General features: G+C 53.2%; 13 protein-coding genes. All 13 read right to left on the reverse strand.

The features are described 5' to 3' along the window. Nucleotides 1-130: 130 nt before the first annotated feature. Nucleotides 131-400, reverse strand: a complete 270-nt coding sequence (locus tag J1N02_RS09075) for a hypothetical protein (RefSeq protein ID WP_186765647.1) — start codon at nucleotides 398-400, stop codon at nucleotides 131-133. Then, the gene (locus J1N02_RS09080) at nucleotides 400-1,377 is read right to left on the reverse strand and encodes an integrase domain-containing protein (RefSeq protein ID WP_421147292.1); all 978 of its coding nucleotides are present in this window, start codon (nucleotides 1,375-1,377) and stop codon (nucleotides 400-402) included. Before J1N02_RS09080 ends, J1N02_RS09075 begins: the two co-directional genes overlap by 1 nt. Then, entirely contained in the window at nucleotides 1,361-1,714 is a 354-nt protein-coding gene (locus J1N02_RS09085; RefSeq protein WP_421147293.1) for a hypothetical protein, read from the reverse strand. The genes J1N02_RS09080 and J1N02_RS09085 overlap by 17 nt, the downstream gene beginning before the upstream one ends. Next, nucleotides 1,707-3,107 carry a YfjI family protein gene (locus J1N02_RS09090; protein WP_421147294.1) on the reverse strand — a complete coding sequence of 467 codons (1,401 nt, stop codon included), beginning with the start codon at nucleotides 3,105-3,107 and terminating at the stop codon, nucleotides 1,707-1,709. Before J1N02_RS09090 ends, J1N02_RS09085 begins: the two co-directional genes overlap by 8 nt. Before the next feature lie 1,064 nt (nucleotides 3,108-4,171). Beyond that, entirely contained in the window at nucleotides 4,172-4,708 is a 537-nt protein-coding gene (locus J1N02_RS09095; RefSeq protein ID WP_421147295.1) for a LasR-specific antiactivator QslA, read from the reverse strand. A 609-nt stretch (nucleotides 4,709-5,317) separates the two neighbouring features. Then, nucleotides 5,318-6,283 carry an anti-phage protein KwaB gene (gene kwaB, locus J1N02_RS09100; RefSeq protein ID WP_421147296.1) on the reverse strand — a complete coding sequence of 322 codons (966 nt, stop codon included), beginning with the start codon at nucleotides 6,281-6,283 and terminating at the stop codon, nucleotides 5,318-5,320. After that, nucleotides 6,280-6,870 carry an anti-phage protein KwaA gene (gene kwaA, locus J1N02_RS09105; RefSeq protein WP_065891127.1) on the reverse strand — a complete coding sequence of 197 codons (591 nt, stop codon included), beginning with the start codon at nucleotides 6,868-6,870 and terminating at the stop codon, nucleotides 6,280-6,282. Before kwaA ends, kwaB begins: the two co-directional genes overlap by 4 nt. 300 nt (nucleotides 6,871-7,170) lie before the next feature. Beyond that, the gene (locus J1N02_RS09110; RefSeq protein WP_421147297.1) at nucleotides 7,171-7,878 is read right to left on the reverse strand and encodes a M48 family metallopeptidase; all 708 of its coding nucleotides are present in this window, start codon (nucleotides 7,876-7,878) and stop codon (nucleotides 7,171-7,173) included. Next, nucleotides 7,879-11,142 (reverse strand): type I restriction endonuclease subunit R, encoded by a 3,264-nt coding sequence (locus J1N02_RS09115; protein ID WP_421147298.1) that lies wholly within the window; start codon nucleotides 11,140-11,142, stop codon nucleotides 7,879-7,881. Between the two features lie 148 nt (nucleotides 11,143-11,290). Then, nucleotides 11,291-11,464: a hypothetical protein gene (locus tag J1N02_RS09120; RefSeq protein ID WP_421147299.1), complete on the reverse strand. Its 174-nt coding sequence runs from the start codon at nucleotides 11,462-11,464 to the stop codon at nucleotides 11,291-11,293. Nucleotides 11,465-11,471: 7 nt separating this feature from the next. Further along, entirely contained in the window at nucleotides 11,472-11,642 is a 171-nt protein-coding gene (locus tag J1N02_RS09125) for a helix-turn-helix domain-containing protein (RefSeq protein ID WP_421147300.1), read from the reverse strand. Further along, the gene (locus J1N02_RS09130; RefSeq protein WP_421147301.1) at nucleotides 11,635-12,927 is read right to left on the reverse strand and encodes a restriction endonuclease subunit S; all 1,293 of its coding nucleotides are present in this window, start codon (nucleotides 12,925-12,927) and stop codon (nucleotides 11,635-11,637) included. Before J1N02_RS09130 ends, J1N02_RS09125 begins: the two co-directional genes overlap by 8 nt. Then, entirely contained in the window at nucleotides 12,920-15,466 is a 2,547-nt protein-coding gene (locus J1N02_RS09135; protein WP_421147302.1) for a type I restriction-modification system subunit M, read from the reverse strand. The genes J1N02_RS09130 and J1N02_RS09135 overlap by 8 nt, the downstream gene beginning before the upstream one ends. Nucleotides 15,467-15,599: the final 133 nt, after the last annotated feature.

A 15,599-nucleotide genomic window follows, 5' to 3' on the forward strand; every position in this document is an offset into this window, starting at 1 on the left:
GTCGTGTAGTAGGGCGAAAGGAGTGACGACAGTTGCCAGATCTCTGGTATGCCTACGCTTTTTCAGCCAAGCCCCTGAGTATGGGAAGGCTCCGCATTCCCATACTCAGGGGCTCACGCTTAAAGGTCTATCAGGCAACCACGATTTTTGCCTTTCTACGGCGGATCAACCCTGCTGTTAACTCGTAGTAATAGATGGTAGCCGGAGCTGAGCATCGCAAATAGTGCTCCAGAAACCATCTCACGTGCTTTTCTCTCCAGGACCAGGGAGTCGCGCACCCCCAGCGTTCACGAATCACCTCGTGCATCCTTTCTGCTTGCCTGATGTGCCGCTGCTGCGTGGCATGTGCACCTTTGAGCACGGGGCGCAGGAACAACGCTATGTCGAACTCGGCCGTCATCACCGGCCTCCGATGTAGGCACTCACCACATCGATGCGGTTATGTCCCAACTCGTGGCTGATCTGCTTACGGGCTCGCTGATCGAGTACTCGATCCTCTTGATGAACACGACCACCATTAACGGGTGCAGGAAAGCCGACTAGTTGCTCATAGCGCTCACAGGCGTAAGCCGCCCGCAGCTCATGAAAACCTTTCAATCCATGCTCATGCAGGATGTCCCGTGCCGGTCGCACAACTGCCCGCATAAAGTCTTTGTAGCTTTCCTCGGGCGTCAACAAATTCCGACTTCCATTGGGTGAGGTCGAGCTGGCCCAATCTAGGGCATCGCGAACTTGATCCGTTACCGTAATCCAGCGCGGTGCCGAGGCCCCTGATCGACCACCTTTAGTGCCATCCTGGATGTTGATCTTGCCCAGTTGCCTGGCCTCACGTTGCAGTCGGGGCAGATCGGCCAGGATCGCTTCGCGCAGGCGCATACCAGTCTCACGGGCGAGGAGCACAATGGCACTCACCCTCGATTGCTGACGATCTGACAGAGCCCGCGCGATCAACTCGACCTGCGCACGGTCTTGGCCTTGCGGAGCCTCACTACGCACGCTTGAGCGCTGCAAGCCCAGCGCCTTACTCGGACTCGGGATTTTGACGTACTGATCACCGCGCAGCGCGGCCATCGTTCGGTTCACGCTGGACAGTCGGTTCTGCGCGGTGGCGATGCCGACGTTGCCCTGATCAACCTGCTCCCGCACGTGGACGGCGTACCGCATGAGGATCTCGCGGTCTATCTGGCGCGCGTCGTTGACCCTCGGTCCTTCATCGGATCGACACCAATGCACGAACGCCTGCCAGCGATCACTATGGGCTTTGACGGTAGCAAAATGGCCGTCGCCAAACAGGTCTTTCAGTGCTTGCGGTCCAGCATAGCTAAGCTGGCGACCGAAGCCGAAATTGCGCCCCGCTCGCTTACCGACCCGAGCCATTTTTCTGTTCCTGATCGACTGTCGCGAGATCATGCAAAAGGGCTCGCCAGTGCGCACTTACAACCGCGAACTGATCCCAATCAGTCGGGCGAAAACACAGCGTGTTGTCGGTGACGTAAAGATGCGCACCCTCCTCTTTCAGCCATTGAATAATGGCTGTCGTAGAGGCGATAGCTTTATGGGTGGTGGCGACACTGGCGACAGCGGCGACAACCCTTGTCCTGCCTGGTTTTGAGCGTGGCGACAAAGTGGCGACAGTAGCGGCGACAAATCGCGCTTTGGGCTCCTTTTTACGCTGAGCCAGATGGTTGCGCAGCGCTTCATCAAGATTAAACATGGCGCACCTCGAAGGTGTGGCCATCGGTGATCAACCACTGATGATCAATCAACTCGACCAGCAGCTTGGCGGCATGACGACTGCTCTTGCGGGCAAAGCGGGGACCGTTGCGATTCAATTCACGAATACTGAAACGCTTCCAATCTTTGATCTGTAGCCATCGCAGCAACCGGTCCGCCTCTTCCTTTACCCGACACACTGGCTCCTGCTCAGTCAGGCGCTGGATCTCGGTGAGGTAGTAGCCGACTAAAGCGGAGGCCCGTTGGACATGGTCGACCTCCACGACGCTGCTCTCCTCCACAACTGCAAGAATGCCGGCGACGCGCAGCAGGTTATCGGCGGCCTTTGATCCGCTGGGCCGTACGCTGGCCAGCTCGCCAAACTCCCCCAACTGAGCTTCGATGGCATCATGCAAATCAATCCAGCGACGGCGGGCTAACGGACTCAGTGTCAGCGGTGATAGCCGCAAGGCACCGTCAGCGGAAAGTGACCAAGGCTGATGAAACAGGGCCGAAAGACGGTGGTGATATCGCTTTAGGGCGGGGTCTTTGGACAAGTCGACAGACTGGTAACTGCGTTGTCCGGCCAGGCTGGTGGGCCAGGTGATGAGGCAGCGACCGAGAATGCCTTGCCCCTGCAGCAATGGGTCACTGAGTAACTGCATGGCTAGATACGGTTGCAGCATCAGGTGCAGGCTTAAGCGTCGATCGTAAGCTCGCAAGCTTTCACCAACCATGGAGCGCGCGCGATCTATCGGGCTGCCATCCCAGAGTGACGACAAGGTCGTGACCGCTTTCAAACGGTTATCCCGACTCATGGTGCTGCTGCCGAGGAATTGTCCACCCTCATCACAGAACAGACCCATGCTAGGCAGGTCATGACAGAGCCCCTTGATCAGAGCCTCGATAGTCGGGTCCGTAGTGATGAGTCTAGGGGCTGAGGGCTCCGCTTCGAGCGACATTCCGTTTGCGGGCTCAGGATCGCCAGGCTTGATACGCTGCGCCTGTCGCTGTGCGGCACGGTACCGGGCAAGTTGTTCGCGATAGCGCTGCCACTGTTCACGCTCCCATTGCCGTGCCGGCAGCAATGCACATCGGTCTGCGGCGGTCTTGCGATCACCTGACGCGGCCACCGTGATCAGGTACAGCGACAGGGGATAATTTCTCCCGTCGAGCTGTAAGCCCGCATGACCTTGAGTGGCCAGCGCCGAGGCACCCAACACTGATTGCGCGGCCAGTGCCTGGGGCACGCCGATGACCTCGGCCATTCGCTCTACCGCAGGCCCAAGAATCCCACCCAGTGCCTGCACCGGATAAGGCTGGGCCACGGGATTCGACTCAATCAACGGTCGAGGTGGTCGTGGTAGTTCAAGCTTCGGATCTAACTGCTGCATGGGCCCTCTCCTCGATCATTGCTGGTTGTCCTCACGTAGTCCCGCCACGGCTGTTGAGTGTTATCAGGGATCAAGGCCCCTGCGGCCTGTGAGGTGTTCACTGACGCGGAACGAACGGCTCCTTACGACCGGGAGCGAGGGTATGCCCCATGAATCTAGCCTCCTTAGGCGCATCCGAAGATGCGGGCGGGTGGAGGCTGCGCCGACTGACGAGTTCAGCACCTGGAGATCCTGGGTGAGAGAAGGCAACAACATCGACACCTGGGGCATGCCTGACTGTCAGTCAGGTGCAGCCTTTCCATAGGCTGCGGCACCGGTGCCTGTGTCGTTGTGGATGGCGACGAATCGGACTTGTCACGCCGATTGTCACGAGGAGAATTGCGGCAATGCCATGTAAGACGTGGATTGCAGCAGTGATACGAGCGCCCGTCTCTTTCCAGGGAAAAGAGACGGGCGAAGTCTGGCGCAGCGAAGTGTGCCAAGAGGTGAGGTTGCTGCAATGCAGCGAGGTAGCTCCATCGTCTGCCGCAGTAGGCAGATTGGTCGAGTAGGCATCCATCACTCTTGGGGAGTGACCGTGCGAGCCGCCGGACGCTAATCGCACTTGGGGAAGAACCACCACGCGAGTGGCGTAGCCTTAAAGGTTCTGGCTACCTGGGCAGGTGCTGTCAACGACAGCGATCCGTGCGCCAATTTTTATACCCACTCGAAAAGGCGGTCAAGCGTCACGGCCAATGTGCTTAGAAAGTGGCGACAGTCGCCACTTTTGTCGCCATGCTCCAGGCCACATTCTACGTGGGCTGTCGCCAGCGTCGCCGCTGTCGCCCCCCTACATCCATGCCCAACGAAAAGATCCGCACATACACTGAATGGCTCGCTCAATAGAAATCGCGGGAAATTACTGACAGGTGAAAGCAAGCGTGGCGTTAATCAAATTTGAAAATGAGAGGGTGGATCGCGGCGGCTTCGAGAAAAAACGAGTGAACCCTCCGATCGGCGCGATCAAAGATCGCTTGATCGGAGGGTTTGGCCGGAAAAGCAAATCTCAAAGGTCAATTACAGACTCAGGCATCAAAGCGGGTTGATTGGGAAGTGACGGCCTCACGTCGCATGATCAGCGTCTGCTGCAACCGCAGCAGAAAACCTGCTTCAAATGCCTCTTGTGGATCACCTTGACGATGACGTTTTCGGTTCTGAGACAGCGCCCACCATAACGGTAATGATGAGCCTTCAAGCCAAGCCTCTGCGCAACGAACACCCTCCTTTATTACCGGAGCGAACTCATCGCCCCACGGAGTTTGGATCGCGGGAGCCCCTTCAGCGGATGGGACAGAGACATACTCATGGATCTGTTGATGAACGCTTTGAGCTGGAATACCAGTCAAATTTCGGAATGCCTTGTCGTACAAAACGGCGGCGTCATCCAACAGCTCTACTGCAAGCTCAACGTCTTGCGGAAAATGAAGCAGAATACTCTGGGCTCCATTCAGCCGAAGCGTGGCAGCTTGCCGCAGTTTAATCGCTGCATCTTCAGGGGTAAGCGATGACGTATCGATGCTGTTGGGTTTGGGGAGGCCGATTAGAAGCGAAAGATCAAACATCACGGAATCCTCCGAGATAGTTTGCTGCTTGAACCATTTGGCCGGGGTGGCGCACGAGCTTAAAAGGGGGACAGGTCATTTTCCTTATCTCCTCGGACAGTTAAGGAGCCGTTCACCCAGCCGTTCTGACACGAAATGGGTGGCGGACCGTACGGGGGTCAGAAACCGGCGTCCGAGGGAACCGGCCAGGCCGAAGCCTGCCCCGCACGGACCGCCATAGAAAAGCAGCGGCTAAGCCTCTGTAAGCACTTGATCGCTGGCTATGGCGCTATGCGCCTCGAACAATTCAGGTTCTGACACCCGGCCACGGGATGGACCGCGACGGAGCAGAGCGTAAATGTGAAACCGGAACAACACAAGCGTGCAACACCAATAAGCTCGGCATCCGAATGAAGACTGACGGCTAGACATAACCGTCCAAAGCCTCGATGCCTAACTGAAGCCAGTCCACTCCCCGCAGCCGAGGATAGCGTCGGGCAGAAACGGCCAAAAGCAGACCGTCGAATGGATATAGAAAATTAGCGACAACCCAGCGACTCGTTGATTGCAGTAGTTCTGGTTAAAAAATAGCGAGTCGCGCTATCGTCGGTTCCTACCGCTCTACGCCCCCTACGGGGCCTCCACCAAGTCCTTATTATCCGCGTCATATTCAAAGTTGGTCAGCTCAGACCTCAGGTAGTCGTCATTAAGAAGTTTCATGAAGAAATTCTGAGAAATTTTGGTCTCAATTATAATTCGAGTTTCAAGGTCGTTAATCTTGATTTTCTTGCTGAGGCTGTGATGCTGCTTAATGAACTGAATAATCTGATCATTACCAACAGTGTCAAGCACTCTGGAATGAGCGATTGCTCTTATCACCTTTTTGGCAAAAGTCACGTCACCTTGGATACTAATCCTTTCTCTTAGCAGGGAGATATCTTCAATGATATTGCGACCGGTAAGTGTTTCAAGCTTAACAATCGCATCAGCTTTCATAGCTTCCTTGTAACCAAAGAACTTTTCAAGAATTTTGAAGTTGGTAACGAATACCTCAGCACCGTCGTAAATAAAGTCGATCGTGTGACCCATTCGTACAATATCTTGATCCAGCTTTTCGAATCGATCCTGACCTATACCCACGCGTAACAAGCTGAAGCCATTCCGTCGGAAGGTATTTGTTGGGTAGTGATGCTTATAGATTGCCAAGGTATCGATGCCATTGCCGAGTACCACTACGATGGCCTTAAGGTCGGCAACCTGATCGTTAGCGTGATTAAAGTCAGGGATCGCGACGGCTGCGCCAAGCGTCTCAATGAGCCGTTCCAACTGTGGAGGATAGCTTTGAAGGTTGTAACGGTAAATGGCATCCTGACGCTGGTCAGCGGCGGTGAGGTCTCTCAATACGTAGCTGCCTTCAAAAAACTCTCCCAGTTCAAACTTCACTTCAGCGGTAAGTGCGGTTTGGGCGACGGCAGATAGTTCCACCTTCCGAGCAACAAACTGGTTTTGCTGCTTCAAAATGAAAAACATGACCCCCACAGTTTGAGGGTCGTTTGCTAAGGTTTGTGCGGTCAGACTCAGTGCGTCAATGCTCATGCTTTCCTTCCCGATACGAACTTCTCGTCAATTGTAGAAAAAACAATCTTGTCTGACTCGACGATTCGGTGAGTCGTAATCAATACCTTGCTGACACCGTCGACCTCAACCTTGTACAGCCTGAAGCCCAATATTGCCAATGTAGGATTGGCGTAAAATTTATCGGTTTTAACGTAAATCTGCCCGATCACAATAAGCAATATAAACAAAGCAATGATGTAACGAATATTATCTAGATTAAAACAAATCAGGGGGACAATATAGGTCGTCAGAAAAGTCAGATGTTCGTAACTCAAGTCCTCCACTTTCTTCGCAATAACTGGCAAGCCGACATTGGACTGCAGCCTGTATTTAAATCGAAAGTAGCAGACCACAACGACCGCAATCAATATAAAGGATATAATTGGAAGAACATTGGTACTGACCAACACCTTGGTACCAATATAATGACAATCCGCATCAAAGCAAATCGGAAAATTAATTTTCACGACGATCATTAATACAAATAGGAGCCAGAGCGATATTATATAAAGTTCAAACTTCATCACGGATTGGCGAAACCGTAGCTGTCGCTCGCGATTGTGCATCAGTGGCCGCTCCCTGGCTTGGCAGCGGATAATTCGCCGCAATCAGGCGCAGAGTAGCACAATGATGGCACGGTACACTCTAGCCAAACACAAGGCTGGGTCAATTTGACAGACCTACAGCTTTGGGCAGCTTGGCTCCCAGACTCCAAGGCAGCGTGTCAGTGCGGCAAGGTAGATGGTGGATGCAGTCAAACGCTGGGTTGCGCAGCTATACCTGAAGGAGAGCGTACTACTGATCGTCAGACGTCTGGGGAAAGTTGAGATGGCCTGTGCATGCAAAGGCAAATCTTCGCTTACTCGTTAAAGGTCCAGACCAGCACCACGCCCCCGCAACCACTCCTTCCGGTCGCGATAGTCGGGCAGCACCTTGTCGACCTCGTTCCAGAACGCATCAGAATGATCGCGATGATGTAAGTGACACAACTCATGAACGACTATGTAGTCAATGATTGTCAGCGGAGCCATCAGACACTTCCAGTGAAAATGCAAATCTCCGTTTTTCAGACAGGATGCCCAGCGGTAACCTATATCTTTGACCTGAACATTACCCGGCCTCACCCCCACCTTGCTGGCGAAGAGAGCGACCCGCTTGCTCAACCGGGCAAGGCCTTTTTCCTTATAGAAGGATTCAAAGGTCTGCTGCGCAAGTTCGTGCCCCCCCGTTTCTACAACGGACCGCAACAGGCAGAAGCGTCCATCCTTGAGTTTCAGGGACTCATCCTGCTCTTGCACCAGCTGCAAGCGATAGCTACTGCCCAGGTACAGAAAAGACTCGCCCCCAACCCACTCACGTGTCACGCGAGTGGCGTTGAGGTCACGCCAATCGGCAAGGTTTCGATAGATCCACATACGTTTGCTGAGTACGGTTTCATCCACCTGCTCAGGGGTCATACGCCTGGGTGGGCGCACTGTGATCAAACCATCTCGCTCAATCACGATATCTGTAGTCTGGCGGTCTGAGCCTGGCAGTAACTGATACTCAATGTCTCGAACCTGACGAAGTTGCATTTATGCGTCTCCACGGCGCAGGGCTCGGATTAGCTCATCATGACGGTTCTTGGCCAATTTCATGACTTCAATTGCCACGCGTTCACGATTTTGCTTGAGTTCCTCGATGCCCGTTTTAGTGATTTCAGCCTTGAGCAGTCCTCGAACACGCTTTTGTTTGTCCGGATTTTGCCAGAAATCAATGCTGGCAATGGTTTCCTGCAAAATTTCCACCGTAACGCCAATCAATGCTTTGAACTTGGGTTTATCCCCACCTTCAACCGTGCCGTTTAGAAAGCCAACCTGGACGATATGCTCGTAGAAGGTCGTCACCTCCTTACTCATCCCCTCTTCGCCCTGCTGACGGCCAGCGATAGCTTGGTTTCTAAGTTCGGCCAATTTTTCCGCTAACAAATCCCACTCCTCGTGGTGCTTCTCAATGAGGGCATCAACCTTTTCCGACAGGCTCTTGAAGAAAGATGGATCCTCATCATGATGGACAGTGCAATGCTTACGGATGGCATGCTCCATCTCACTGGCCTTGGCCTCACTGTTTTTACCAGCATGGGCATTGAGTTTCTCCAGGAAGTCTTCGGCTAATAACTCCACCGGTTCAATCTTGGGGTTAATGCCCAGGCTAATTAAGTGCTCGTTGATTAACGCCTTCACTTTTTCACCTGCGCTGCCCAAATCGAGGCTGGAATCTTTGTAGCGCTCCTTGGTGACTTGCAGGATATAACCAAACCGCTTGGCGGGGACGCGGTAGAGCTGTGCAGACGAGTGAGGCAAAATGATGTCCAGGCTCATCAAAAATTTCTTGAGGTAAACCTCGAAATCCGCCCGTTGCTTTTCATCCTTCAGGGCCTTGACGGCCTCATGCACCACAGCTGCATCCGCATCCAATGTGTGTAAAGCCCCCGTGACAAAGGCCTTGATGTTATTCACACCCAAGGTTGTGAAATGTTGCAGTAAACGCTGATAGCGCTCCTCTAACACCGGCAACTCGGAGGTGATGTTTTGCATACCGTCCTGCAGCTCTTGTAGCTCATCACTGGCTGCGTACAGCGTCAGCGCATCGGTCAGATGGTTGGCCAAGCCGATGTAATCTACGATATAGCCGCGCTGCTTGCCCCTCTTGACCCGGTTAGTACGGGCAATAGCTTGAAGCAAGGTGTGCTCGCGCAGTTTCTTGTCGATGTACATCACCTGCTCGATGGGCGCATCGAAGCCCGTCAGCAGCATGTCGCAGACGATCAGAAACGCGATGCCGGTGTGTTCTTTGTCCGGATCGTCAAAATCGAAACTACGGCAAAAATTATCAACCGCGTTCATCCGCACGGACTGTTTGCGCGCATCAGTGATGAACGCCGCTTCGTTAGTGCCGTCTGACGACACCACGACGGCTGTTTTCAAAAAACTCAGCCGTCGGATCAATTCTGCGTCAGGCAGTTCCCGGGCCTGTTCTTGTTTGATGCGGTCGGACAACGCCGCTTTGATACCTGCTTGATAGCGCACACAGGCCAGCTTGGAATGGCACACCACCTGCGCCTTAAAACCGTTGGGCAAGATGTTGTCGACGTAATGCTTAACTAGGTCGCGGGCAATCGCGTTGATGCGGTTCTCGGCCTCCAGGATGTCGCCGGTAGCGCCATACTTCTTTTTAATCGCCAGCAACTCTTCTTCGCTGCGGTCGCGGAACAGGTCTTCGAAGGCCTGATCAAATGCGTGCTTTTCATTAAGCGCACTATCGGCCGTTTTACCTTCGTACAAAATCTGCAAGGTGGCGCCATCCTTGACCGCATCCATCAGCCGGTAAGTGTCGATGTATTCACCAAAGCGTTTGCGGGTTTTGCGCTCACCGTGGCGCTCGGTCAGCAACGGAGTGCCGGTGAAGGCCAAGCGAGTGGCATTGGGAAAAGCCTCAAACAGGTTTTCCCCCAGGTCCGAGCTCTGAGTACGGTGCGCCTCGTCAATCATCAGGATGATCCGCTCCGAAGGGTTCACCACTCCAAAGGTCTTACCTGACGGTATGGCCAAGTAAGTGCCCAACGCCTCGGCCACGGTATTACTCAGGGTCTGTTTGTGTTCCTGAAACTTGTGCACCATGACCATATTGATGTCAGAACTTTCGGTAGCCAAGTGTTGGCGTAACGCTTGACGACTCTCGATCACATTGACCCGACCACCAATCAACGTGGCGGTTTTGCCTAGCTGCTCTTCCAGATCTTGCCGATCATTGACCAACACAATCTTGTAGTCAGCAAGATCACGGCTGGCCCGCAGCATCCGCGCCAAAAATACCATCGTCAGCGATTTCCCCGAGCCTTGGGTGTGCCATACCACACCACTGCGCTCCATGGCCGTGGAGCCATTACGCAAGCGCTCCATGACTTTGTTCGCTGCGCGGAATTGCTGGTAGCGGCATACCACCTTCACCCGAGGGCCGCCATCTGTATCCATCACAACTGAACTAGTCCGCAGAATCTGCAGCAGGTTGGCTCGACTCAACATCCCGGCGACTAGTTGCTGCTGCGGGTTTAATCCTTCGAGGGCGGCATCGTTCTGCGGATAGAGCGTTTTCCAGGTATAGAAATGCTCCGCCTCTGATGTAATGGTGCCGTAGTCCGCTTGCAGACCACTGCTACGGATCAGTAGCAGGTTGCTATGGAACAGGCTCGGTTCACCCTCCTTTAGTCCAGCATTTTGGGATTCCGGACGTTTGCGCATATAACGCTGTAGCTGCACAAAGGCTTCCTGCATCGGATTGGCGCAGGTTTGAGAGGCTTTCTTGCACTCAACCACTCCGAGGGGGATGCCATTCACGAACAGAACAATGTCCGGAACAATGAAGTCCTTTACGCACCCAGGTGTATCAATACGGAACTGATTGATAGCATGGAACTGGTTATTCTCAGGCGTTTTGAAATCGATCAGTCGCACCACGGGATCGGCTTCGCCGGTCAGTTCATTGACATCTACCTGCGCTTTAAACAGCAAAGCCTGGATCGTTTCATTCGCCTCCAGTAGGGTGCGGTTGGGCTGGCGCAGCAATTGACTGCGTAAATCTTCTAACTGGCGGTCCGTCAACCACTGCTGGCCTTCATCCGTGCGGTTGTTCTCCCGTACGGCGCTATTGAATACTTCGGGCAGCAACCATTGGCGAAAGTTAGTGCGCAAGCTTCCATGTGCGCTCTGCGGAATACCTGTTCCTTGATCTATCACCGTCCAACCCTGTTCGGCCAACTGCTGCAAAAAGGGTTGTTCGACTTCGCTGTACTCACTCATCGTGTGCTTCTTTGGCTATTGGCCTGCAACCAGTGCTGGCCTGTGGCGGTCAGGCGGTAGCGTTGCAACCGACTGCTGGGTAGCTCGGATAATGTCATTTCCATAGTAGTACCAGCTTTTCTGCTTCGCGATCACCGACGCCGGAACCTTATATCGGCGCCCATAGCACGATCAGCTTGCGGCCCTCGACCAGTTCCACACTTAGCACCGGAAAGTAGGCCGGCTGAATCGACTGACAGGCCGCCAGTGATTCTTGCTGAACTTTATCCAGCTGATTGTGAGCCAGGCCCATCGGAGGAAATAGCGGCTGACCGTTGGTCATCACAATTCTACCCAATCACCACATAACCGCCGCCCAGGTTTTCAAAGTCATTGGCGAAGGCGCAAAGCGTGTGAAGAATGGCGTCCGGATTCATGCCCGTCTTGTATTCAATACGTCGGCCTTCCACCGTGCGCTGACGCAGCAGATAATTGAGATTAATGAACAGTTTTTCAGGCATAGGCGGCCTCCGGTGCATCGACCTTAATTTGGACTTTTCCTGTTAGGAGATCTTGCATTAGACCGAGCTTTTGTCTTCTAAGTTTTTCCAGAAAAACTCGATCAATCGCTAGTTTACTCGCGACGGCATTGATCTTACTCCTGATTTTAATTTGCTCGTCTAGATCCGGAAGAGCAACGAGTAACTCTCGCATTTCCCCAACATTAAAGTGCTGCTGGGCCATGCCACCTTGTTGACGAAGAACCTGACCTTTTCCAAAGGATGAATTTATCCAGTCGCAAAGATATTCCGAGTTGATCCGTTCACCCGGTGTTGATATAAGGATATCGATACAGTTAGCGCCTTGGAATTCTGGAGGAATGACCGCGCTAGTCCCAGGATAGCCAGTGCGAACAGAAACGATATCGCCAGCTTTCACTTGGCTTTTTGCAAGAAGCTGGTTAGATGCTGCAGATATATAAACGAAGTTAATCGGATCAATGCCATCTTCACGTACGTTAGCCGATCTGAGAGCAGGAACACCTTCATCTACATAGTACTGCGTTGGTTGAATGACTATTCCGACGCAAATTCGCTTACACAAATCAGCGCAGCGCTTTAGATCCCACTCTCTAGGAATCCACCCAATCTTCGTTTCCTGATACAGCTCTGGTGCTTGCTCGCGCGATGGGCGCAGTTGCCCGTTGGACAAGACGCCACGAGTGAACACATCATGCATCAACCCCGCCTTAATCTGCTGGTATTTGGTGATGAGGGCTTCGGTTTTTTCGATGACTTTGTCAATGCCAGACAGAATTTCCGCAATTTTTCTTTGTGTACTTTTGGATACTGGGAACCGGACAATGTGTTCTTCAAGATCAGAACGAATAATCCCATTGATACTCGTACCTTGGTTCAGCTTCTTCAACTCATCAAGTTCGCGAAGCAACAGATAATAGACAAAACTCGTCTCAGCACGGTCTGTATTGATGTAAACACCAGAAATATCTTGGCTGATTGCAATATCACAAGGCGCAATCGCTAATTTGCCAACCCCTGTACGAGTTACGACCAAGAGATTCCCTTGCTTGACCACTGATGTAGCACTACCTCGAATGCCCGCGTCAGACACAAAACGCCGAAACTCACCTATACCATTGGCAATGAAGTCAGCTCCGGTTATCCAAGGTGTCTCGCCGTTCCAATAGGCCGGATTGCCAGTCTCAGGTGTTCCACCGTTCACTATGCGGAGGCAGAGAGAGCCAAAGCTCGAAGAGCGCCACCCGCTTACGGCATGCTCATTCATATCCCAACTCCATCATAAACTTCTTCAACACCTGCGTAGCATCATCGCGCTCGGCCTCAATCTGCTTGGCTGTCACAGCATACTTGCTCCAAAGATTCTCAATCACAGCAATACAGGCACGTTGATCGGCTCGCAGATATTGGCGGTAACTGTCGAACAGCACCTTACCCAGCCGTTCGACGATCACCACTCGGGCCTCGTCGCTACTGATCTTCTCTCGGGCTTTTTCCACCAACTCATCGCGGCTTTGCTCGGTCGTCTTGATCAAAGCCCTGAGACCTTTCGCTTCGTCTTCCAGCGCTTTATGACAAGCCAACAGTCCCTCAATACGTTCCGCATCGCTCTGGTAACTTTGCCAGTTGCCAAAGCTGGTATCGCGCTTAGCCAGTTTCATCAACCCACGGACTTCTTTCAGGGTGGTCTTGAGAGTTTTCACCTTATCGGCTGGCAGCACACCACTGTCATCAGTGTCTTCAAAATCCTCTTCGCCCGCTGCAGCGAACAGCGCTTGCAGCTCGGCCAGTCGGCTGTGCTGTTGTTCCAATTCGGCCAATACTTCGGGAAACTGGCTTTGCAAAATATCCTCGTTGGGAATCAACTCCGGGCCCCAGCCGCTGGCAGCGATGGATTTAAAGTCGGCAGCCAGCAACTTGTAATAATTGGCGAAAGCACCGCGTACTTGAAAGCGGTTCAGCAAGCACTGACCGGCAAAAGTACGCTCGATGCTATCCAGCAGGGTAGCGCGCATCTGATAGACGTTATTGGCCCGCGCTTGCTGATTGGTGGTATCCGGTGCCAGCGCTTCGACAATGGGCAAGTGCTGCTGCCACCAGCTATGCAACTCAGCCATAAACTGGCCCTGGCGTTGGATAACGCTAGAGTGTGAGCTGACGTACTCGGCAATCGCATGTTTTTGGTGGAGCTCAGCCGAGAAATCGGCGTATGGCAAACCGCCGGCGGATGCGTTACGAGGCACAAAGCAGCTTTCACGCAGCCCGACATAATTTTCCCAAAAGCGCCCAAACGCATCGATCTCGCTGACGGGCACACCGCCGTGCAGATGGGCTCGCACGTCATGGGGTTCGGGCGGCGGAGCATTATCCACGTAGCGTCGAATATTGCAGTTGAAGTCTTCCGCACGAATGTCAGCAACAGGAATCCGCTGTGCATAGCCAGGAATATCTTCTCCGGCCCGATAAGCATGGACGATCTTGTCGATATCTTCGGGCCGTAGATGGTTCTGGGCCTTGCCTTCTCGGTACTCACGGTCGGCGTTGATAAACAACACATGGTCACGCTCAGCCGCCCCTGCCTTATTCAGCACCAGAATGCAGGCAGGAATACCAGTGCCATAGAACAGATTACTAGGCAAGCCAACTACTGCTTCGAGATAGCCCTTTTCAATGAAATATTTACGCGCCTCACGCTCTTCTCCTCCGCGGAACAGCACGCCATGGGGCATTACCGTCGCCATCCGACCGTCGCTTTTAAGCACGGCTAGCATATGTTGCACGAACATCAGGTCGGCTTTTTTGCCTTTTTCGGGCATCCACACCGGGAAGCGACCCGGGAACTTGATGTCTTTCTTGATGTAGTTCTGGCTGAACGGCGGGTTGGCCAGCACGCGATCGAAACGCTTGAGATGGTCATGTTCACGCTCATCTCGGTGTTGCGGCTCGCGCAAGGTGTCTTGCTGGCGAATCACCGCGTGAGAGATGCCGTGCAACAGCATGTTCATTTTGCAGATAGACCAGGTGGTGCCCATCTTTTCCTGACCGAACAACGCCAGTTCGGAGGCATCGGCACCACACTCGCGCAGGTAATCGCGCGCCTGGATTAGCATGCCGCCCGACCCTACAGTGGGATCGTACACGCTCATGTCTTCCTGAGGGTCACAGATCTCAACGCAGATACGCACCACTTCGGCCGGAGTGTAGAACTCGCCAGCCTTCTTGCCTGCAGAGTCGGCAAAGTGTTTGATCAGCCATTCATAGGCGGTGCCCAGTAGATCTGGGAATTCGAAGTCTTCGTCGCGCAGCGGAATTTTTTCAAAGTTCTGAATAAAGTTGACCAGTGTGTCGTCATCCAGCGTGTTCTGGCCTATTTTTTTGTTGAAGTTGATGTGTTTAAGCACATCCTGCAAAGCCTCGGGGTTGGCCTCTTCCAATGCTTCAAGCGCTTTATTGAGGGCCGTGCCAACGTTTTCTTTGACGTGTTTGAGAGCAGGATGCAGATTCCAGGTGCTATCGACCCAGCCCTGATTCCATCGAGCCCGCTCCGGCACGAAGAAGTACTTGCCGGAATACTGATCAGGGTCCTCAAGGTGAGCCTTGATGTCATTCTCGCTCAGACCATTGGCCTCGCCTTCTGCGGCAATCTCTTCGCGCCGCTGATCGAACAAATCGCTGGCACGCTTGAGGAACAGCATGCCGAAAATGTATTCCTTGTACTCGCTGGCATCCATGTTGCCACGTAGGTCATCACAGGCAGTCAGCAACAGATTTTCTAGCCGTGCGAGTGTTAATTTGGCGCTTGCCATAGGTATTCTGGTTCCTGTCACAACGTCGAACGGAGGACTAATTGGGTGCAACGAAGCACCTGAAAGATGTTCGTGCAAAAAATGCCATAGGATACCCCACTACGTTCATCGAGACTGCTCAACTGGCCTGACG

Origin of the sequence: Pseudomonas sp. NFX5 (assembly GCF_049132125.1) — a bacterium.
Taxonomy (GTDB): domain Bacteria; phylum Pseudomonadota; class Gammaproteobacteria; order Pseudomonadales; family Pseudomonadaceae; genus Aquipseudomonas; species Aquipseudomonas marginalis.